This is a genomic window from Agrobacterium vacciniicorymbosi, assembly GCF_040427045.1.
In the GTDB taxonomy this organism is placed as follows: Bacteria; Pseudomonadota; Alphaproteobacteria; order Rhizobiales; family Rhizobiaceae; genus Agrobacterium.
In genome coordinates this window covers 257,821-278,168 of record NZ_JBETMF010000004.1, presented here as the reverse complement: position 1 = coordinate 278,168, position 20,348 = coordinate 257,821, and the positions used below count along the sequence as shown (strand labels likewise).

Here is a 20,348-nt window from a genome sequence, read left to right as displayed (position 1 = left end):
TATGCAGATGATTGGGCAGGAGCATATCTTCACAAACGGTCAGGAACTGGCAGAGACGCTGGCAAAGGACGTTGCCAAGCGTCTTGAAGACGCGGTTTCCGAACGCGGCACGGCCAGCATAGCCGTCTCTGGCGGCTCTACGCCGAAGCGCTTCTTTCAGGAGCTTTCGAAACATCAGCTGGACTGGAAGAACATCAGCGTGACGCTGGTGGACGAACGTTTCGTGCCACCGGAAAGCGACCGTTCCAACCACAAGCTGGTGGCAGACAACCTGCTGCAAAACGCGGCGGCGCATGCTTACTTTGTGCCGCTATACCAGTTCTTTGCGACGCCTGACGATGCGGCGACGCTCGCAACCGTCAAGACAGAAGCGATCTGCGATCCCTTCGACGTCGTCATTCTGGGCATGGGAACGGACGGCCATACGGCTTCCTTCTTCCCCGGTGGCGACAATCTCGAAGAGGCACTCGATCTGGACGAGGACCGCGCCGTTTTGCCGATGGCGGCTGAAACCGCTGGTGAGGAACGGTTGACGTTCAATCTTTCAGCACTTCACGATGCCCGTTTCCTCGTGCTGCACATTGAAGGTGCGGCCAAGAAGGAAACGTTCGACAAGGCCAAGTCCGATCTGGACGAGGAAGAGATGCCCATCAGGGCCGTCCTCAACCGCGCGGATTCGCAGGTGAATATCTACTGGGCGCCCTAAGCCCAGCGCTTGAAACAGCAACATGACCGTTGGCCGACGTTCCCAAGCGTCTGGCCGATGGTCCACAGAAGGACAGGATGAACGCCCATGGCTGCCGACCCGCGCATTCAGGCTATCACAGCCCGTATCGTCGAGCGCTCGAAACCTTATCGTGAGATCTATCTCGAAAGGCTTCGGCTTCAGGTTTCCAAGGGCGTGCATCGCTCCGTCCTCTCCTGCGCCAATCTCGCACATGGCTTTGCGGTCTGTTCCCCCGCCGACAAGGACATCCTTGCCGGCGATAGGGTCGGCAACCTCGGTATCATCACCGCCTATAACGACATGCTCTCGGCCCATCAGCCCTTTGAGGTTTACCCGGCCATGATCCGCGATGCGGCAAAGGAAGCGGGCGGCATTGCGCAGGTTGCGGGTGCGGTTCCGGCGATGTGCGATGGCGTGACACAGGGTCAGCCGGGCATGGAGCTATCGCTGTTTTCACGCGATGCGATTGCCATGGCAGCAGGCATTGGCCTTTCGCACAACATGTTCGACGCGGCGGTGTTCCTTGGTGTCTGCGACAAGATCGTTCCCGGTCTGGTCATTGCAGCCCTTTCCTTCGGCCATCTGCCGTCCATTTTCATTCCGGCTGGACCGATGACCTCGGGTCTGCCGAATGACGAGAAGTCGCGCATTCGTCAGCTTTATGCCGAGGGCAAGGTTGGACGTGCCGAACTGTTGGAAGCCGAATCCAAATCCTACCACGGCCCCGGCACCTGCACTTTCTACGGCACCGCCAATTCCAACCAGATGCTGATGGAAATCATGGGCTTCCATATGCCCGGCTCCTCCTTCATCAACCCCAATACGCCGCTGCGCGATGCGCTGACCCGAGAAGCGACGAAGCGGGCCCTGGCGATTACCGCGCAGGGCAACGAGTTTACGCCTGCCGGCGAGATGATCGATGAGCGTTCCGTCGTGAACGGCGTCGTTGGTCTGCATGCCACTGGCGGTTCCACCAACCACACGCTGCACCTGATCGCCATGGCGCGGGCTGCCGGTATCGTGCTGACATGGCAGGATATTTCCGACCTCTCGGACGTTGTGCCACTTCTGGCGCGCGTCTACCCGAACGGTCTGGCAGATGTGAACCATTTCCACGCCGCAGGCGGTATGGGCTTCCTCATCAAGCAACTTTTGAAACAGGGCTTCGTGCATGACGATGTGCGCACCGTGTTCGGTCAGGGGCTTGAGGCCTACACTATCGAGCCGACGCTGGATGAAAACGGCGGCGTGAGCCGTACGTCTTCGCCAGAAGTCAGCCATGACCCGAAGGTGCTGGCCAGCATCGAAACGCCTTTCCAGCCGACAGGCGGCCTGAAGATGCTGACTGGCAATCTCGGCAAGGCAGTCATCAAGATTTCTGCCGTCAAGCCTGAGCGCCACATCATCGAGGCACCAGCCATCATCTTCCACGACCAGCAGAGCCTCCAGACTGCGTTCAAGGAAGGCAAGCTGAACCGGGACTTCGTGGCCGTCGTCCGCTTCCAGGGGCCGAAGGCCAACGGCATGCCGGAACTGCATCAGTTGACGCCGCCACTTGGCGTGCTTCAGGACCGCGGCTTCAAGGTGGCTTTGGTCACCGATGGTCGCATGTCCGGCGCATCCGGCAAGGTACCCGCCGCCATTCACATGACGCCGGAAGCGGTCGATTGCGGCCCGATTTCCCGCATCCGCGATGGCGACATGATCCGCCTCGACGCCATCACAGGTACAATCGAAGTTCTGGTCTCATCCGCCGAGCTTGCAGCCCGTGAGCCCGCAACGGCAAATCTTTCCGACAATGAATGGGGTATGGGCCGTGAATTGTTCGCGCCCTTCCGTCGCAATGTCGGCCCAGCCGATCAGGGCGCCAGCGTCTTTCATTGATTGAGGGCTCAATAACAAAAAGGCCGCGTTTCGGACGAAACGCGGCCTTTTTGTTGGATGAATTCTATTACCAGGCGCGGATATCGAGCGTGCGGTCGCGGTGAGACGGGTGAGTGCTGAACACGAAAATCCGGTCCATGTCCTTCTTGCTGAGAATATGCAGGAAGCGGACCTGAATGGTGTTGTTGGCATTGACCTTCATCAGCACGCAGCCAATCTTGGTGATGCGGGCATCGGGAATATCAAGATAAAACTGCCTCGGTAGGTTGTACTGCGTCATCAGAGCAAGCACGGCTTCCGATTGCGAAATCTTGATGACGTCACAGCGGCGCGACGCCATATTCATCACCGCTTTTTCGGTATATTCGATGCGCGCGGCATTCATCGTATCTTCCATTTTGAAACGACCTTCACGGTCGTACATGAAAGATTCTTCCTTGCTGAGATAAGAGGGTTTGCCGACATTTGCCCGCGCGTTCACTGCTAAATTCCTTTTTCTAAAAATTCCAGAAAAGCCTAGCCAGAACTCATTAATAATTTCTCACGCCGTTTCGATATGAAACACATGCGAAATCTGGCTGTGGACAGTTAAGGTTTAGTGACGAAGGAAAGCCGCCGTAGTGGTTAAATTATTGATTGGAAATATTTTTTAAGCACATGAAATATTTAAGACACGGAGGAACGGCTTTATTTTCTGGTTAAAAAGCCGTTCCGAATTGCCCTTTAACGCCGATAAGTATGGCCCTGAGCGTCGAATAAATGCAACTTTTGGGACGGTGCGGAGAAGCGTAAAACCTGACCTTTTTTGGCCTCCGCGATACCGGGAATTTTGACGATGATCGGCTCCTGCCCGGCAGGCGCTTCCAGATAGAGCAAGGTGACTTCTCCAAGTGCTTCCACGATGGCGACTTTGCCTTCGAAAAGATAATCGTCACCGGTTACAACCGCCAGATCTTCCGGGCGAACACCGAAGGACGCAGCCTTGCCTTCTTCTCCCGAGCTGGTTGCAATATCGACAGATAGTGTCTTGCCGCCCGCAAGCTCGATAGCCGTCTGCGCGCCGGTCGATTTGATCATGGCGGCGATGATATTCATGGCCGGGGAGCCGATGAATTTGGCCACGAAGAGGTTTGCCGGGTTCTCATAAAGCTCCAGCGGCGCACCCACCTGCTCGACACGACCGCCATTCAGCACAACGATCCGGTCGGCCAGCGTCATGGCTTCAACCTGATCATGCGTGACATAGATCATCGTTGTGTCGGCCATCTGCTCCGAGAGCTTGGCGATCTCGATGCGCGTCGCGACACGCAGGGCAGCATCAAGGTTCGACAGAGGCTCATCGAACAGGAAGACCTTCGGGTTGCGGCAAATAGCGCGACCGATGGCAACACGCTGGCGCTGACCGCCGGAGAGTGCCTTTGGCAGGCGCTCCAGATACTGCGTCAATTGCAAAATATCGGCAGCGGCGCGCACGCGACGGTCGATTTCCTGTTTGTTCTCCTTGGCGATCTTCATGCCGAAGGCCATGTTGTCGTAAACTGTCATATGCGGATAGAGCGCGTAGGACTGAAACACCATGGCGATACCGCGCCGCGAGGGCGGGATTTCGTTGACCAGTTGGCCATCGATATACATCTCGCCGCCGGTGATCTCCTCCAGACCCGCAATCATGCGCAGCAGCGTGGACTTGCCGCAGCCAGAGGGGCCGACGAAGACGATGAACTCGCCCTGTTTGATGTCGAGGTCGATGCCGTGCAGGACTTTGACCTGCCCGTAGGATTTGCGGATATCCTTCAGAATAACGCCAGTCATGCGGTGTCCTCCCTCAATCTTCAGGCGTGGCGGGCGAAGTAAGCGCCCCATGCCGGTAATGTAACTTCATTGCCGCTCTGCTCTGCGGAAAAGCCGTGACCGTCCAGAGCCTGCCAGCCACCCTGCGGCAACGTCACCACAGACGGTTCTGCCGAGAGGTTAAAGAGGCACAGCACTGTCTCGTTACCGAGCGTGCGCGTATAGCTCGACACCGTGCCGACCACCGGCTGGAACTCTATTCTGCCCTTGGCGAAGGCCGGATGCAGTTTGCGGAACGTCAGGAAGCGGCGGTAGTGCTCCAGCACGGAGGTCTCGTCGCCCTGCTGGGCGCTGACGGCGCGCTGCTTGTGTTCGGGCGGAATAGGCAGCCAGCCCTTCTCGGCTGTCGAGAAGCCTGCCAGCGCATGCCCTGCGTCCCAGACCATCGGCGTGCGGCAACCGTCACGGCCCTTGAATTCCGGCCAGAACTGGATGCCGTAGGGGTCCTGCAAATCTTCGAAAGCGATATCGGCTTCCGTCAGGCCAAGCTCTTCGCCTTCATAGATGCAGACCGAGCCGCGCTGGGTCATCAGCAGAGCGGAGAGAACCTTGGCGAAAGCGTCCTTGTCCTCCACCACATCGCCCCAACGGCTGACATGCCTGATAACATCGTGGTTGGAGAAAGCCCAGCAGGCCCATCCCTCGGGTGCGGCGCGGGCGAAATCCGCCTGCACATCGGCCACGCGCTGCGGGGTCAGCGCATCGGGTGCCAGAAATTCGAAGGCGTAGCACATCTGCATCTTGTCATCGCCGGAGGTATATTCGCCGACGATTTCGAGACCGCGCTGGCTGTCGCCAACTTCACCGACGGCTGCGATATCCGGGAACTCGTCCAACACGGCGCGGAAGCGCTTCAGGAAGGCGATATTCTCAGGGCGGTTCTTGTCGTAGATGTGTTCCTGGAAATTGTAGGGGTTCACCGCAGGCGCAGTAGACGCATTGCGGCGCTCTGGTGCGAGCGCCGGGTTGTTGCGCAGTTCCTTGTCGTGGAAGTAGAAGTTGATGGTATCCAGACGGAAGCCATCGACGCCGCGCTCCAGCCAGAAGCGGGTGATGTTCAGCAGCTCTTCCTGCACCTCCTCATTGTGCAGGTTGAGGTCCGGCTGCGAGGTGAGGAAGTTGTGCATGTAATATTGCATGCGCGTCGGGTCCCACTGCCAGCCAGAACCGCCGAAGATGGAGAGCCAATTGTTGGGCGGCGTGCCATCCGGCTTGCCATCGCTCCACACATACCAATCACCCCTAGGGTTCTGGCGGCTGGAGCGGCTCTGCACGAACCATGGATGCTGATCGGACGTGTGCGACAGCACGAGGTCGATCATGACGCGGATGCCGAGGCGGTGTGCCTCTGCAATCAGTCCGTCGAAATCCGCCAGCGTGCCGAACATCGGATCGACATCGACGTAGTTGGAAACGTCGTAACCAAAATCCTTCATCGGCGAGGTGAAGAAGGGCGAAATCCAGATCGCGTCCGCGCCGAGCTTGGCGATATGTTCGAGGCGCGAGGTGATGCCTTTTAGATCGCCGATGCCGTCGCCGTTGGAATCCTGATAGGAGCGCGGGTAGATCTGGTAGATCACGGCACCGCGCCACCAATCCTTATCGCGCACGAGAGCAGAAGACGTCATTGCAGTATCCTGTGTGGTATGGGCATTCATGAGATATCAGCCTCCCTTGACCGAGCCCGTCAGCAGGCCGCGCACAAGGTAACGTTGGAGAGCGAAGAAGACGCAAAGCGGCACGATGATGGTGACGAAGGCCGATGCGGTGAGGATTTCCCAGTTGCCGCCGCGCGAACCGAGCAACGCGTTCAAGGCACCCGTCAGCACCAGCTCGTCCTTTTGAGTGCCGAGGAAGACCATGGCGACCAGAAGGTCGTTCCACGTCCACAGGAACTGGAAGATAGAGAAGGATGCAAGTGCCGGGAAAGACAGCGGCAGAATGATCTTGACGAAGATTTCGAAATCGCTGGCGCCATCCACGCGCGCGCTTTCGATGATCTCCTTCGGCAGACCGGCAATGTAATTGCGCAGCAGGTAGATGGCGAGCGGCAGACCGAAGGCGGTATGCGCCAGCCAGATGCCCGCATAGGTCTTGGATGGCACGCCGAAGACATTGCCGATCCAGTTATAGAGCTGCAACAGCGGGATGAGCGACATCTGCAAGGGAACGACGATGAGGCCAACGACCATGGCGATCATCAGCGAGCGACCGGTAAACTTCATCCAGGAAAGCGCGTAAGCCGCAAAGGCTGCGATCAGGATTGGGATCACCGTCGCGGGAATGGCAACCGTCAGCGAATTGACGAAGGATTGGCCGATGCCCTCCGACGTCAGCACCGTGCGATAGTTGTCCAGCGTGAAAATCGGTGGTGTCGCCACGGCAAGATAGACGCGCTTGGCACGGGACCCTTCGAAGCTCGCATTCTTGCTATATTGATAGGTGCCGTCTTCGTTGATGAGAAGGCTTTCGCCGTCACCCAGATCAGCCGCCTCACCTGCCGGAAAGGCTTCAGGGTCCTGCACGCGGACGCCGAAGGCGGAAATCTTGCCGCCTGCGCCGTTTTCAAACACGTTGCCGGAGATGACGAAGCGGTCACCTTCCTGTTTCTGTGTGGCAGGGTCGGCAAGGCGTGAGGCCTGCGTCTGGCTGGAACTGGAAAATGCAGTCCACCAGCCGGAAACGACGAGCTGGTCCTTATCTCGCAGCGAGCTGACGAGAATGCCGAGCGTCGGCAGAAGCCACAGCAGAACCACGAACAGCACGCTGATGTGGACGATGAGGCGTGGCAGGCCGATACGGCGAAGACGCGTTGCGATGTTCATCTCAGCGGCCCTCCATTTCGCTGTTTGCCTGACGGATGTTCCAGATCATGATCGGCGTCACCGCTGCCATGATGACCAGCGCGATGACAGCACTTCGTCCGCTGTCTCCGCCGCCACGGAACATCCAGTCGAACATGAGGTTGGCCAGAACCATGGTGTTCCACTGACCGTTGGTCATGGTGAGAACGATATCGAAGACCTTGAGGACGAGAATGGTGATGGTCGTCCAGACGACAGCGATAGTGCCCCATATCTGCGGCACGAGGATTTTCCAGAAAATCTGCCAGCCATTGGCGCCATCGATGACGGCGGCCTCGACCGTCTCTTCAGGAATACCGCGCAGAGCGGCTGACAGGATGACCATGGCAAAGCCGGTCTGAATCCAGATGAGGATGACCATCAAGAAGAAATTGTTCCAGAAGGGCATGGAAATCCACACCTCCGGGTTACCGCCGAAGAACTCGACGATGGCGTTCAACAGGCCGATCTGCACCTGCCCCTCGCCGCGATATTCATAGATGAACTTCCATATGACCGATGCGCCGACGAATGAAATCGCCATCGGCATGAAGACGATGGACTTGGCGATATTCCCCCACCAGATGCGGTCGGTCATGACGGCGATGACGAGGCCGAAGAAGGTGCAGGCGGCAGGCACGACGGCGAGCCACAGGATGTTGTTGAAAATCGACTGGCGGAAACCCGCATCGTAAAACGCCCAGCGGTAATTTGCGAGGCCGACGAAATTATCGCCGGTTCTATCATGGAAAGACAGGATGAAGGTCGCGACCACGGGGTAAACGAGGTAGACCGTTAGCAACAGCAAGGCCGGACCCACGAAGAGCCATGGCCGAACGGCTGCCCGCCGGTTCAGGTTGCGGGAAGCGTGAATGACGTCGCCGTCCTTCAACGGGAAGATGAGTTGCAGCGCCTTGTCCGAAAGCCAGTAATAGGCGGCGCAGGCGAAGACGCCGACGATCATCACGCCGAGCGCCGAAACGATCTGGGTAATCATGTTCCCTCCCCGTTATTCCTCTCATGCCTGAAGCAGCACTTTGGCCGCTATGCAGGCACCTACAAAGAACGACCCGGCAATGGCTTTGCACTGCCGGGCGGAGTGTCTGCTTATTTCAGGCCGTCCCAGGCCTTCTGGATATCGTCACCAACCTGCTGCGCAGATTTACCGCCGACGAAATCGACCATACCCGTCCAGAAGGCGCCAGCACCGATCTTGCCGGGCATAAGGTCCGAACCGTCAAAGCCGAAGCTGGTGGCGGAGGTGAGAATTTCACCCTGACGCTTGGTCTGCTCGCTGGCATAGGCAGCGAGATTGACGTTCTTGTAGGGTGTCAGGAAGCCTGACTGCGCCATCCACACTTCATGCGCAATCGGTGTCTTCAGGAACTCCACGAAAGCGCGTGCGGCCTTGGAGTCCTTGGTAATGGTGAAGAGCGTGCCGGCACCCAGAACCGGCTTGCCGAGTTCAGGCTTGGAGGCAAATGTCGGCATGTAGAAGAAATCGACATCCGTTCCGACCTTGGTTCCCTCTGGGAAGAAGGACGGAATGAACGAGGCCTGACGATGCAGGTAGCACTTCGGCGGAATGTCGAAGAGGCCCTTGGGGCTATCGCGGAAGTCGGTGGAAGCAACGGCGGCCGCGCCACCCGAGACATACTTGTCGTTCTTGGCGAACTTGCCGAACTCCTCGATGGCGGCAACGACGCGCGGATCGTTGAACTTCACCTCGTTGGTCGTCCACTTCAGATAGACATCCAGCGGCTGCGTGCGCAGCATGAAGTCTTCGACCCAGTCTGTGCCGGGCCAGCCGGTTGCGCCGCCGGAACCGAGACCGATGCACCATGGCGTGCCGCCGTCCTTTACAATCTGGTCACTAAGCTTGACCAAGTCTTCCACGCTTTTGGGAACCTCGTAGCCCGCTTCCTCAAAGTTTTCCGGCACATACCAGACTAGCGACTTCACGTCTGCCTTGAACGGGAAGGCGAAATAGGCCTTCTGGCCATCCTTGCCGGGGTACATGCCGAGATCGACCCAGGACTGGCCCGCGCCGTAGTTTTCCTTGACCCAGTTTGCCGTCTCATCACCCAGCGGCGTCAGCAGGCCCTTGGCGGCGAGGTCGGCCAGAAGGCCGGGCTGCGGGAGAATGGCGACATTGGGAGGAGAACCGGCCTGCGTATCGATAACGATCTGCTGCTCGTAGTTTTCCGAAGAGGAATAGCGGACGTTGACGCCGGTCGCATCGGCAAAATAGGCCAGAACCGACTGGAACAGGGCCTCGTCTTCGCCGCGCCATGGGCCGAAGATCGTCAGGGTTTCGCCCTTCAGGCTGGCATTGGCAGCCTTGTAGTCTTCGTAGCTTTTCCAGTTGAATTTCGCGTCTTCGCCGGGCTTGAACTTCAGGTCTGCCGCAAGGGCTGCACCGGAGAAAAGCGTCGCTATGGCCACGGTCGTCCAGAAAGTCTTCTTCATGTGATCTACCTCCCATCACATTGTCAGGCTATCGCCCGTAAAAATACTCAAAGCGCTTTGGCCGCCTATTCATCTCATTGAGAGGGAACAGGAGTCAAGACGTCCGCGCAACTATGACGTTTTAACCCAATATATCGCAGCGTAATACGAAGATTGCAGGCGAACAAATATCACTTTCCAATTGTGAACAACAATAAGACTCGCTATCTTTCAAAGCGGTTTGGGAACTCACTGGGCGCATAAAGGTTCCATACATATTCAGCAAATAAAGCGAGGGCTGCAGATCGTGAACCTGAAACAATTATCGCAGCTGCTCGGCATCTCGCAAACCACCATCAGCCGCGCACTGAACGGCTATCCCGAGGTCAACGCCGAAACACGCCGCAAGATCATCGAAGCTGCAAGGAAAACCGGCTATAGGCCCAATGCTGCCGCCCAACGGCTTGCGACGGGCAAGATGGGCTCCATCGGTCTCGTCATGCCGACCGGGCCGGAGCATCAGTCCGATGTGCATTTCGGCGAGTTTCTGAGCGGCCTGGGCGAGGCTTCCGCCCGCAACGGCTTTCACCTCGTCATCATGCCGACCGATCCTGCCAATGAACAGAATGCGCTGAGAGAGCTTGCAGCCAGCGGCGGCGTAGACGGCATCTATCTCGCCTATATGAAAAAGAGCGATCCCCGCATCGAAATGATGAAGAGCCTGTCTATCCCCTTCATGGTGCACGGGCGCTCATGGGGTGTGGAAACGGATTACCCTTTTCTCGATGTGGACAATGAGACCGCATTTCGTGATGCGACATCGCTTCTGTTGCAGCTTGGTCATCGCAACATCGCGCTTTTGAATGGTCCTGAAGGTTACGATTTCACCTTTCGCCGCCATCGCGGAGTGGAGGCAGCCCTTGCCGAGCGTGGATACGTGCTCAGTCCTGAGAATGTCAGCCATGGCATCATGAATGACGAGGCTGGGTTTCTCACAATGGAGAAACTGCTGTCGCGCCCTGATCGCCCGACAGCTGTCATTTGCGCATCGACGGCGCTTGCATTGGGTGCCGTCCGGTCGCTCAATCATAGAGGCCTGAAGCCGGGGCGGGACATATCGCTCATTGCCCATGACGACGTGCTGCCGCTGCTGAAGCCCGTCAACTTTTCCGTACCGCTGACGACGACAAGGTCGTCGTTGCGGGCGGCGGGATCGCGCATTGCCGAGCGGCTGATCAACCAGATCAAGAGCGGGCAACCGGACTGTCTTCAGGAATTATGGAAAGCCGAGCTTGTGGTGCGTGGCTCGACGGGCCCAGCGCAAGGCTGAGCGCGTCGTTGCGAAACACCGATCAGAATTTCGGAGCGGACTTGCCGGAAGCGTGATGCGCGGCAATGACGGTGTTTGCCATCAGCATGGCAATCGTCATCGGGCCGACACCGCCGGGAACAGGCGTGATGGCCGCGGCAACGGCGCTGGCCTCATCAAAGGCGACATCGCCGACCAGACGGGACTTGCCCTCGCCCTTTTCCGGTGCGGGCACGCGGTTGATGCCGACATCGATGACGGTTGCGCCGGGCTTCACCCAATCGCCCTTGACCATCTGCGGACGACCGACGGCAGCAACGAGGATATCGGCATTGCGGCAAACCGCAGCGAGATCCTTGGTGCGCGAATGCGCCATGGTGACTGTCGCATTCGCATTCAGCAGCAGTTGTCCCATCGGCTTGCCGAACAGGTTGGAGCGACCGATGACGACGGCATTGAGGCCGGAGAGGTCTTCACCGTGAATGCTGCGAACCAGCAACATGGAGCCAGCGGGCGTGCAGGAAATCATGCCGGTTTCGAGATCGCCCGCCGCCAGCTTTCCGGCATTGACGAAACTCAGACCGTCCACATCCTTTTCCGGCAGAATGGACTGGATGACAGGAACGGAGTCCAGATGCTTCGGCAATGGTAGTTGCACCAGAATGCCATGGATGGAGGCGTCGGCGTTCAATGTCGCGACCAAAGCTTCCAGATCGGCCTGCGTGGTTTCTTCGGGCAGCGTGTGCTGAACCGACTTGAAACCGCATTCCTTGGCCATTTTGCTCTTGGAATTGACATAGGCATGACTGGCCGGGTCATCGCCCACGATCACCACTGCAAGTCCGGTTTTGACACCCGTCTGCTGTTCCAGACCTGCCGCCGCTTCGCGCACGGTCTCGATGACAGATGCCGCCTTTGCCTTGCCGTCAATGACCACTACCATATGCCTGCCTCCTAGGAACGAGATAGCTATCTAGCTAGCGCCCTAATGCTGTGCGGCACGGTGGATTGCAAGAAAAATCGGCGGGTCAGGCGCGTTTGCGTTCGCGTTCTTCCTGGATATTCTGCTCGAACAGACGCGCCCTCAACATGGCCAGTTCCTGGCGCAGGGCCCGCAACTCCTCGGTTTCTGCCTGGGCATGCTCCGCCTGACCGGCCAGCGCCGCCGCCAGGAGTGGCGGGAGCTTGAAGGTCGGCTTTCTTGTTGTCGCCGCCTGCTCCAGAGAAACGGCATTGCGCATCAGAACCTGACGGACACGCTCATCGAGCGGAACGTCGTTGGCGGGTTCATCGTAGGGCGTTTCGATTTCCTGCACATATTCTTCGGCAATCAAAGACGCGATTTCCGCAGCCTCGGCTTCGGCCAGTGCCGCGTCGGCAACCGGTTGCGGTTTGACATCGACATTCACCAGATCATCGAAGATGGCAGGCGCTATTTCGATGGTGTCGGCAAGCTCCGTCTCTGCCGTCGCCGCCTCAACGACGACCTCGGTTTCGGTAGCCTCGGACAGTTCGACCTGCTCCACGTCATCTTCCTTCCGCTTGAAGCTCAAGACGAAGAGAGACAGCAACAGCCCGGCAGCGCCACCGGCAAGGGCCATGGCATTGGCTGTGAAGCTGTCATAATTGGCGACCCCGATCTCCGCTGGCGTCGCAAGAGCGGCGCTGACACGCGGGGCGCTGGAGAAGGTGCCAGCCGCATCGCTGGAAATGATGTAGTCGCTACGCGCCTTTTCAAGCGCCGTTTCCAGCCTGGCCAGATCGGCAGGCGCATCGCCCAGAGCCTGCAAGTCTTCGTCCAGTTTGGCACGCGTGCCTGCGTGGGTTTCCAGCGCGGCCGTGATAGTTGCCTGCTCCTGCTTCAAGGCTTCCAGCACGCGGCGCAGCGCAGGCATGGCGGTTGCGCGGGCGGCGTCAACCGTCGTCTGAGCGGCAATGGTGCGGGGGTGCTTCGGCCCGTGATCGACGCTGACTTCCGCCAGCGCCAGTTTCGCGGCGGTGTAAGTCTGGCGGATGGTTTCAAGCGGCGCGAAGGTATCTATCGCTGGCAGATTTCTATTGAGAACATCCTCCACCTTCATGGATGAAGCGGAGGAAATGGCGTCAGCCAGTTCTTTATTCTTCACAGTCAGTGCAGCCGTGGTCGCATCGTCTTCGCGAATTCTCTGCTGCAAACCCTGGATACGGGAAACGGCGTCATTGCCGTGACGCATCTGGAAACCGGTCAATGCCGCCTCGGCACTGTCGAGCGCCACGCGTGCTGCCTCGACGGCCTGAAGCTCGGGATTACGCTGCTCCGAGCCAATGTCCCTGACTATGCGGTTAGCGAAATATTCGGCAATTCGCTGCGACGCTTCCGGCGTTGCCGCCGTAACATCGATGCCGATTTCCGGGCTCGATGGTGCGGATGATATGGATACGGCATTCTTCAACGCATCTTCGGTAGCACCGACCACGGCTTCGGCATCTTTACCGCCGCCAGCCAGCAAATCCAGGAGAACTGAAAAATGGCCCTGATCCGCAGCGCCGATCAAATCCTTGGGCTGAAGGTCGAGATCGGAGACGATGAGGCTAAGCGCGACGGGAGACAGGAGGCTCTCGCGCAGCTGCAAGGTCGTGCGCTGTATGCCAGCTGTGCCGGTGCGCGGGTTCGATACCTTGACGCTGGCGTAGGATGCAAAGCCCTTTAGGCCCGGCTCCAGCAGCACGCCCGGCAGGAAGATGCCGGATGCGGTCAATGAAAGAACGATACCGGCAGAGAGCAGATATCGCCGCCAGGAGGCTGCGCCAAGCCTTTCGCGAAGCGCACCCTGATTCGGCATAACACGTCTGTCGCTCTTAAAAACCATCGCAAACCCATAGGGTTACAGGGAATCTCGACCGTCGAGAATATGAACAAACCCTAAAGCGATAAGGCAAACAAAAGGTTAACAACGGTTAAAACTGTCATTTGCCGGTACGACGCCACGCTGGCGACCGAAAGCCCCCGCCCGCAAGTCCCGCGCAAGATTGTGAACCTAAACAAGCTTCAAGTTAAACACGGAGAATTGTCATGCAGCCGATTCAGCTTTTTTCGCTGGCATCCCGGCAGGCCGAATGGCTTTCTGTGCGTCAAGAAGTCGTCGCCAGCAACATCGCGAATGCCAACACACCAAAGTTCACCGCAAAGGACGTCGTTCCTTTCGAGTCCGAACTGCAATCTGTCGGCATGCAGATGGCCCGTACCAATGCGGCCCATATGGAGTTGGCAATGACGGGTGCCGGCAAGATCGGGCTGGAAACCGCTCCGCTTGCAAACGAAATCGGCATGCAGGAATCCGGCAATACCGTTTCTCTTTCAACCGAAATGGCCAAAACGGGCGAGATCAAGCGTCAGTACGAACTGAACACGCAACTCGTCCGCTCCTTCCACAACATGATGTTGACCGCGGTGGGCAAGTAACATGGACTCTCTATCGTCTTCATTGAAGATTGCAGGCAGCGGGATGGAAGCTCAGGCAACACGCCTGCGCATCGTCTCGGAAAACATAGCCAACTCCAGAACCACGGGCGATACGCCCGGTGCCGATCCCTATCGGCGCAAGACCATTACTTTCGCAACGGAGCTTGATCGCGCCAGCCAGACGAACCTCGTCGAGGTGAAGAAGCTGGGTGTCGACCGTTCCGATTTCACGCAGGAATACGATCCCGACAGCCCGGCCGCCGACGAAAAAGGCATGGTCAAGCTGCCCAACGTGAACATGCTGATTGAAATGGCCGACCTTCGCGAAGCCAACCGCAGCTATGAAGCCAATTTGCAGGTCATCAAGCAGACGCGCGACCTGATCACCTCAACCATCGACTTATTGAAGGGTCAGTGATGATCGACGCCATTAGCAGCCTGAAATCGCTGACCAGCAAATCTGCCACAGACGGTGTGAGCGAGATCACATCGGGCATTTCCTCGCTGGCAGGAAATGCCATTTCCACCGCAGCAAACGTAGCGACCTCAGTCACCGGCCCAAGCTTTGCCAGTGTTCTGGGCGGCGTAGCATCGGATGCGGTGCAATCGCTGAAGCAGGGTGAAGCTATGTCCTTTGCCGGTATTCAGGGCAAGGCCAACACGCGTGAAGTGGTCGATGCCGTCATGCAGGCCGACCAGACACTCAAGACCGCCGTGGCTCTGCGCGACAAGATCGTCTCGGCCTATCTCGATATCGTGAAAATGCAGATCTGACGCTTAAGGACATAAAAAATGAGAGCACTAGCCATTGCAGCAACGGGCATGGATGCCCAGCAGACGAACCTTGAGGTCATCGCGAACAACATCGCGAACATCAACACGACGGCGTTCAAGCGCGGCCGCGCCGAGTTTACCGACCTTCTGTACCAGACAGAGCGTGCACAGGGCGTGATGAACCGCGCCAACCAGTCCGTGGTTCCGGAAGGCGCCAATATCGGTCTCGGCGTGCAGACCTCTGCCGTGCGCAAGCTGCACATTCAGGGCGAAATCAGCCAGACGGGCAACACGCTCGATGTCGCCATCGTCGGCAAGGGCTGGCTGCAGGTGCAGGGTCCGGACAACAACACGCTCTATACGCGTGCGGGTGCCTTGAACCTTGATTCCACTGGCCGTCTGGTCACCGTGGACGGCCTGCCGGTTCTGCCAGCCATTACGGTTCCTACCGACGCCACGGAAACCACGATCAGCCAGGATGGTATCGTTTCGGTTCGTATCGGCACTGCCAACACTCTGACCGAACTCGGTCAGTTGCAGATGAGCAACTTTGCCAACGAAGCCGGTTTGAAGCCATTGGGCGACAACCTGTTCCAGCAGACGGAAGCGTCCGGCAACGCGGTCGATGCCACGCCTCAGTCCGTTGGCTTCGGCTATATCAAGCAGGGTTACCTCGAAAGCTCGAACGTCGATTCCGTCAAGGAAATCACCGACCTGATTTCGGCGCAGCGTGCTTATGAAATGAACTCGAAGGTCATCACCACAGCCGACGAAATGGCGACGATCGTCAGTCAGAATCTGAAGTAAACGAAGGTAGGGTAACATGAAGTTTCGCCCGAAAAACGTGCCTGGCAGTCTCTGCAAAATGGCGCTTGCGGTCATGGTCAGCCTGGTGGTGTTCGCACCCCAGGCCGCTCTTTCGCAGCAAAAACACGCCGTTGTTCCAACTGGCACTATTTTCGCCGGCGACATCATCACCCGCGACCGCGTGACGGAAGTTCTCGTCACCAACCCCAACCTTGCCCCCGGCTATGTCGATAATCTGCAAATCGTGCTGGGCAAGGTTTCCAAGCGCACGCTGGTTGCAGGCCGCACCATTACGCCGAGCGATCTGCGCGATCCCTTTGCGGTTCAGCGCGGTACGACCATCAGGATCACCTACAGCACGGGTGGCATGAACCTTTCAGCCTCCGGCACGGCCATTGAAGATGGCATGGCGGGCGAAGTGGTGCGTGTTCGCAACCGCGACACCGGCGTGACAATCAGTGGAACCGCCAAGGAAGACGGAACCGTGGAGGTTTTTGAGAAATGAGTTTTCGTCAGGGCCTGATTGCTGCCACCATGATTGTCGCCACGCTTTTCGTGACGACACCGACAGCCTATTCCCAAGCCAATGCGCGCGTCAAAGACATTGCCTCCTTGCAGGCCGGGCGTGAAAACCAGTTGATCGGATACGGTCTCGTCGTCGGCCTTCAAGGGTCCGGCGACGGCATGCGTTCGTCGCCCTTCACCGAACAGTCGATGAAGGCCATGTTGCAGAACCTCGGCATTTCGATGCAGGGCAACCAGAGCGGCTCGAAGAATGTCGCCGCCGTCATGGTCACCGCCAATCTTCCGCCATTCGCCAGCCCCGGCAGCCGTCTCGACGTCAATGTCAGCTCTTTGGGCGATGCCTCGTCGCTGCGCGGCGGCACGCTGATCATGACCTCCATGTCCGGCGCTGACGGGCAGATTTACGCCGTGGCACAGGGCTCTGTCATCGTTTCCGGTTTCAATGCCGAAGGTCAGGCCGCACAGTTGACGCAGGGCGTAACCACCGCCGGACGCGTTCCAAGCGGCGCGATCATCGAGCGCGAATTGCCATCGCAGTTCAAGGACTCCGTCAATCTGGTCCTGCAACTACGCAACCCCGACTTCTCGACATCCACACGCATTGCCGATGCCATAAACAACTACGCGCGCACCTCGTTTGGTGAGCCGATTGCGGAAGCACGCGACAGTCAGGTCGTGTTCATCCAGAAGCCGAGAACCGCGGACCTCACCCGTCTGATGGCCAGTATCGAAAATCTTGCCGTCGAAACCGACACGCCTGCCAAGGTCGTCATCAACGAACGCACCGGTACCATCGTCATCGGCGCTGATGTGCGCATTTCACAGGTTGCCGTTAGCTATGGCACGCTGACCGTTCAGGTCACTGAGACACCGCAAGTGATCCAGCCTGCACCGTTCAGCCGTGGCCAGACCGCCGTCCAGCCGCAGACGGACATTTCCGTTATCGACAAGGGCGGGCCCGTCGCCATACTCGAAGGACCGAACCTGCGCTCACTGGTCGCCGGGTTGAACAATATCGGCGTAAAGCCCGATGGCATCATCTCCATTCTTCAGGGCATTAAGTCAGCCGGCGCGCTGCAAGCAGAACTGGTGTTGCAATGATGGCTAAGCTTACCGACCTCTTCACGCCCCGCCGCACGCTGCTTGCCGTGTTCGTCATGGTTGCCGCCCTGCCTTCCGCAAGGGCGCAGGAGCAGTTGCGCGTGACATCCGGCGACACGAGTGGCCAGGAAATCCAGCAATATTGCACCAACATCATCGATCAGGCGCGTGACCAGCGCTACCTCATGCAGAAGCAGGAACTCGAAAATCTGCAACAGGATGTCGATAACCGCATCGCCGTCATGGAAGCACGAAAAGCCGAATATGAGGACTGGCTGAAGCGCCGTAATGATTTCATGCAGCAGGCCGAAGGCAACCTCGTCAACGTCTACAAGACGATGAAGGCAGATGCTGCCGCCCCACAGTTGGAGCAGGTCGATGCAGGTCTTGCGGCCGCCATCATCATGAAGCTGCCTCCCCGCCAGTCGGGCCTGATCCTTGCCGAAATGGACGCCAAGAAGGCTGCCATGGTCGCATCGATCATGTCCAGTGCTGCCGATAAAACCACATCAAGAGATCCGTCATGAACAAAGCGCTCATCCTTGTCCTGTCTGCCGCAAGTGTTCTGACTGGTTGCTCCAGCATCACACAAAACCAGACGCTGAAAGAAATCGGTAACGCCCCGGCAATGAGCCCGATCGGCAGTGGATTGCAGTTCAGCCAGGCGCCACAGCTGGCGTCCTACCCCAAGCAGCCATTGCGCTCGGCCAGCGGTTACTCGCTGTGGAGCGACAGCAAGGCCGCCCTCTTCAAGGACGCCCGTGCGCTCAACATCGGTGACATCCTGACGGTCAACATCCAGATCAATGACAAGGCAACCTTCGACAACGAGACGGACCGGACCAGAAAAAACAATCGTGACACCGGCTGGAAGGCGAATGCCGAAATTCTTGGCTGGAAGCCGCAGGCGGATTCGAGCATGAGCTTCGACAATACCAGCGAATCCAACGGCAAAGGCTCGATCAGCCGTGCCGAAAAATTGACGCTGCTGGTCGCCGCCGTCGTGACCGGCATTCTGGAAAATGGCAATCTGCTGATCAGCGGCTCGCAGGAAGTACGCGTCAACCACGAGGTGCGTATTCTCAACGTGGCCGGTATCGTGCGTCCGCAGGACGTCAATTCCGAGAACACGATTTCTTATGAAAAGATTGCTGAAGCCCGTATTTCCTACGGCGGTCGCGGTCGCATCACCGAAATCCAGCAGCCGCCGGTGGGCCAGCAGGTCGTCGACCTGTTCTCACCGATCTGACGGCGCACATAGCGTAGCATAAACAGGCATTCGGCCCGCCGCATTCCGCACGGGCTGCTCTCCGGGACAGACGTTAGAAACGAATATGAGCCTTACGACCACCGAACCCGCTGCACCCAAAAAGCCGTCGATTGTCGTGACTGCGGGCGTTATCGCCGTGCTTTCGCTACTGGGGCTCGGCGGTGGATTTTTCGTCGGCAAGACCTTGCTTGTGCCGTCCGCACCCGCAGCCGCCACACCGCCAAGCCCGGCGGAACACGCGCCCGCAACGGCAGCGGCCGAAGGCGGACATGGTGCCGCACCGGCAGCAGGTGAGCATGGCGCCGCGGGGACAGGCCCCAGCCTGATCACGCTTGATCCCATCGTTACCAACCTTGGTTACCCCACCGACAACTGGATAAGGCTTGAACTGGCCCTGCAATTTTCCGGTCCCGGCGACACGGCACTCGCTCAGGACTTGCATCAGGAAATGCTTGCCTATCTCAGAACCGTCTCTCTCCAGCAGCTTCAGGGCCCACGCGGCTTTCAATATCTTAGGGATGACCTAAGAGAAATCGTTGACCTCAGATCAAAAGGGCGCGTATCCAAGGTTCTCTTCAGAACCTTTGTGATCGAATGATTCGAAAAATCGCCCTTCTGCTTGTTCTAGCCCTCACCCCAGGGCTTGCATTTGCCCAACAGTCGCCAGCAGATTTGCTCAATCTGCCGCTGGACGGTTCTGCGGCTGCGTGGATCATTCGCACCTTCGGGCTGCTGACGGTTCTGTCCATCGCGCCCGGCATTCTGATCATGGTAACGAGCTTTCCTCGTTTCATCATTGCCTTTTCCATTCTGCGCTCCGGCATGGGTCTGGGCACCACGCCGTCCACCATGATCCTCACCAGCATGGCGATGTTCATGACCTTCTACGTCATGGCACCGACCTTCGAGCGGTCCTGGCAGGACGGCATTCAGCCGATGCTGCAGAACCAGATCACCGAGGCCCAGGCCGTGGAACGCGCCGCAGAACCGTTCCGCGCCTTCATGACGAACAACACTCGGCCCAAGGATCTCGCGCTTTTCGTGGATCTGGCGAATGAACGGGGCCAGGAAACGATGAACGGCAATGTGCCGCAATATCGCGTCCTCATCCCAGCCTTCATGCTGTCCGAAATCCGTCGCGGTTTTGAAATCGGCTTCCTCATCATCCTGCCGTTTCTGGTCATCGACATGGTTGTCGCGACCATCACCATGGCGATGGGTATGATGATGCTGCCGCCCACCTCGATTTCACTGCCGTTCAAGATTCTGTTCTTCGTGCTGATCGATGGCTGGAATTTGCTGGTCGGCTCGCTCGTCAGATCGTTCTCCTGATCCACTCGCCTTAACCGATGCTCCTGGCTTATGCG

20 protein-coding genes and 1 pseudogene are annotated in these 20,348 nt (G+C 58.2%); 13 read left to right on the top strand and 8 right to left on the bottom strand.

The features are described from left to right. Nucleotides 1–7: 7 nt before the first annotated feature. Together pgl and edd are read left to right on the top strand one after the other, a co-directional pair. On the top strand, nt 8–706 hold the full coding sequence (gene pgl, locus ABUK73_RS08950; RefSeq protein WP_353576957.1) for a 6-phosphogluconolactonase: 699 nt from the start codon (nt 8–10) through the stop codon (nt 704–706). 87 nt (nt 707–793) lie between these two features. Next, the gene (edd, locus tag ABUK73_RS08945) at nt 794–2,611 is read left to right on the top strand and encodes a phosphogluconate dehydratase (protein WP_353576956.1); all 1,818 of its coding nucleotides are present in this window, start codon (nt 794–796) and stop codon (nt 2,609–2,611) included. Between the two features lie 67 nt (nt 2,612–2,678). On the opposite strand, the gene ABUK73_RS08940 is transcribed toward edd, so the two are convergent. The 6 genes from ABUK73_RS08940 to ABUK73_RS08915 all read right to left on the bottom strand — a co-directional run bounded on the left by ABUK73_RS08940 (nt 2,679) and on the right by ABUK73_RS08915 (nt 9,774). Then, nucleotides 2,679–3,035 carry a hypothetical protein gene (locus tag ABUK73_RS08940; RefSeq protein WP_113089764.1) on the bottom strand — a complete coding sequence of 119 codons (357 nt, stop codon included), beginning with the start codon at nt 3,033–3,035 and terminating at the stop codon, nt 2,679–2,681. A gap of 299 nt (nt 3,036–3,334) precedes the next feature. Beyond that, entirely contained in the window at nt 3,335–4,423 is a 1,089-nt protein-coding gene (locus ABUK73_RS08935; RefSeq protein WP_353576955.1) for an ABC transporter ATP-binding protein, read from the bottom strand. A gap of 20 nt (nt 4,424–4,443) precedes the next feature. Continuing rightward, complete coding sequence (gene bglA / locus ABUK73_RS08930; protein ID WP_353576954.1) at nt 4,444–6,120, bottom strand: beta-galactosidase BglA; 1,677 nt, start codon at nt 6,118–6,120, stop codon at nt 4,444–4,446. A 6-nt stretch (nt 6,121–6,126) separates the two neighbouring features. Next, nucleotides 6,127–7,287 carry a carbohydrate ABC transporter permease gene (locus ABUK73_RS08925; RefSeq protein ID WP_353576953.1) on the bottom strand — a complete coding sequence of 387 codons (1,161 nt, stop codon included), beginning with the start codon at nt 7,285–7,287 and terminating at the stop codon, nt 6,127–6,129. 1 nt (nt 7,288) lies between these two features. Then, nucleotides 7,289–8,302 carry a carbohydrate ABC transporter permease gene (locus ABUK73_RS08920; protein WP_353576952.1) on the bottom strand — a complete coding sequence of 338 codons (1,014 nt, stop codon included), beginning with the start codon at nt 8,300–8,302 and terminating at the stop codon, nt 7,289–7,291. 110 nt (nt 8,303–8,412) lie between these two features. Then, nucleotides 8,413–9,774, bottom strand: a complete 1,362-nt coding sequence (locus tag ABUK73_RS08915) for an ABC transporter substrate-binding protein (protein WP_353576951.1) — start codon at nt 9,772–9,774, stop codon at nt 8,413–8,415. A 286-nt stretch (nt 9,775–10,060) separates the two neighbouring features. On the opposite strand from ABUK73_RS08915, the gene ABUK73_RS08910 reads away from it, so the two are divergent. Further along, nucleotides 10,061–11,083, top strand: a complete 1,023-nt coding sequence (locus ABUK73_RS08910; protein ID WP_353576950.1) for a LacI family DNA-binding transcriptional regulator — start codon at nt 10,061–10,063, stop codon at nt 11,081–11,083. 22 nt (nt 11,084–11,105) lie between these two features. Here ABUK73_RS08910 and folD read toward each other — a convergent pair whose 3' ends face one another. Then, nucleotides 11,106–12,005 carry a bifunctional methylenetetrahydrofolate dehydrogenase/methenyltetrahydrofolate cyclohydrolase FolD gene (gene folD / locus ABUK73_RS08905; RefSeq protein WP_353576949.1) on the bottom strand — a complete coding sequence of 300 codons (900 nt, stop codon included), beginning with the start codon at nt 12,003–12,005 and terminating at the stop codon, nt 11,106–11,108. 85 nt (nt 12,006–12,090) lie between these two features. Beyond that, nucleotides 12,091–13,884 carry a GumC domain-containing protein gene (locus ABUK73_RS08900; RefSeq protein ID WP_353576948.1) on the bottom strand — a complete coding sequence of 598 codons (1,794 nt, stop codon included), beginning with the start codon at nt 13,882–13,884 and terminating at the stop codon, nt 12,091–12,093. Between the two features lie 230 nt (nt 13,885–14,114). Here ABUK73_RS08900 and flgB point away from each other — a divergent pair, with 230 nt between their 5' ends. The 10 genes and pseudogenes from flgB (at nt 14,115) to fliP (ending at nt 20,313) form a co-directional block, all read left to right on the top strand. Continuing rightward, the gene (gene flgB / locus ABUK73_RS08895; protein WP_113089756.1) at nt 14,115–14,504 is read left to right on the top strand and encodes a flagellar basal body rod protein FlgB; all 390 of its coding nucleotides are present in this window, start codon (nt 14,115–14,117) and stop codon (nt 14,502–14,504) included. Between the two features lies 1 nt (nt 14,505). After that, nucleotides 14,506–14,922, top strand: coding sequence for a flagellar basal body rod protein FlgC (gene flgC / locus ABUK73_RS08890; protein ID WP_353576947.1), 417 nt, complete (start codon nt 14,506–14,508; stop codon nt 14,920–14,922). Beyond that, complete coding sequence (locus ABUK73_RS08885; RefSeq protein WP_113089754.1) at nt 14,922–15,278, top strand: flagellar hook-basal body complex protein FliE; 357 nt, start codon at nt 14,922–14,924, stop codon at nt 15,276–15,278. The genes flgC and ABUK73_RS08885 overlap by 1 nt, the downstream gene beginning before the upstream one ends. An 18-nt stretch (nt 15,279–15,296) precedes the next feature. After that, complete coding sequence (flgG, locus tag ABUK73_RS08880; RefSeq protein WP_353576946.1) at nt 15,297–16,085, top strand: flagellar basal-body rod protein FlgG; 789 nt, start codon at nt 15,297–15,299, stop codon at nt 16,083–16,085. A 16-nt stretch (nt 16,086–16,101) separates the two neighbouring features. Then, nucleotides 16,102–16,590, top strand: a complete 489-nt coding sequence (gene flgA, locus ABUK73_RS08875) for a flagellar basal body P-ring formation chaperone FlgA (RefSeq protein ID WP_113089752.1) — start codon at nt 16,102–16,104, stop codon at nt 16,588–16,590. An 83-nt stretch (nt 16,591–16,673) separates the two neighbouring features. Beyond that, nucleotides 16,674–17,711 (top strand): annotated as a pseudogene (locus ABUK73_RS08870) (flagellar basal body P-ring protein FlgI); the annotation flags it as partial. Then, nucleotides 17,708–18,238 carry a MotE family protein gene (locus ABUK73_RS08865; protein WP_353576945.1) on the top strand — a complete coding sequence of 177 codons (531 nt, stop codon included), beginning with the start codon at nt 17,708–17,710 and terminating at the stop codon, nt 18,236–18,238. The pseudogene ABUK73_RS08870 and the gene ABUK73_RS08865, both read left to right, overlap by 4 nt. Continuing rightward, complete coding sequence (gene flgH, locus ABUK73_RS08860) at nt 18,235–18,960, top strand: flagellar basal body L-ring protein FlgH (RefSeq protein ID WP_113089749.1); 726 nt, start codon at nt 18,235–18,237, stop codon at nt 18,958–18,960. Before ABUK73_RS08865 ends, flgH begins: the two co-directional genes overlap by 4 nt. Nucleotides 18,961–19,045: 85 nt before the next feature. Next, nucleotides 19,046–19,579, top strand: a complete 534-nt coding sequence (locus ABUK73_RS08855) for a flagellar basal body-associated FliL family protein (protein WP_113089748.1) — start codon at nt 19,046–19,048, stop codon at nt 19,577–19,579. Beyond that, on the top strand, nt 19,576–20,313 hold the full coding sequence (fliP, locus tag ABUK73_RS08850; protein ID WP_113089747.1) for a flagellar type III secretion system pore protein FliP: 738 nt from the start codon (nt 19,576–19,578) through the stop codon (nt 20,311–20,313). Before ABUK73_RS08855 ends, fliP begins: the two co-directional genes overlap by 4 nt. The last annotated feature ends 35 nt before the right edge of the window (nt 20,314–20,348 follow it).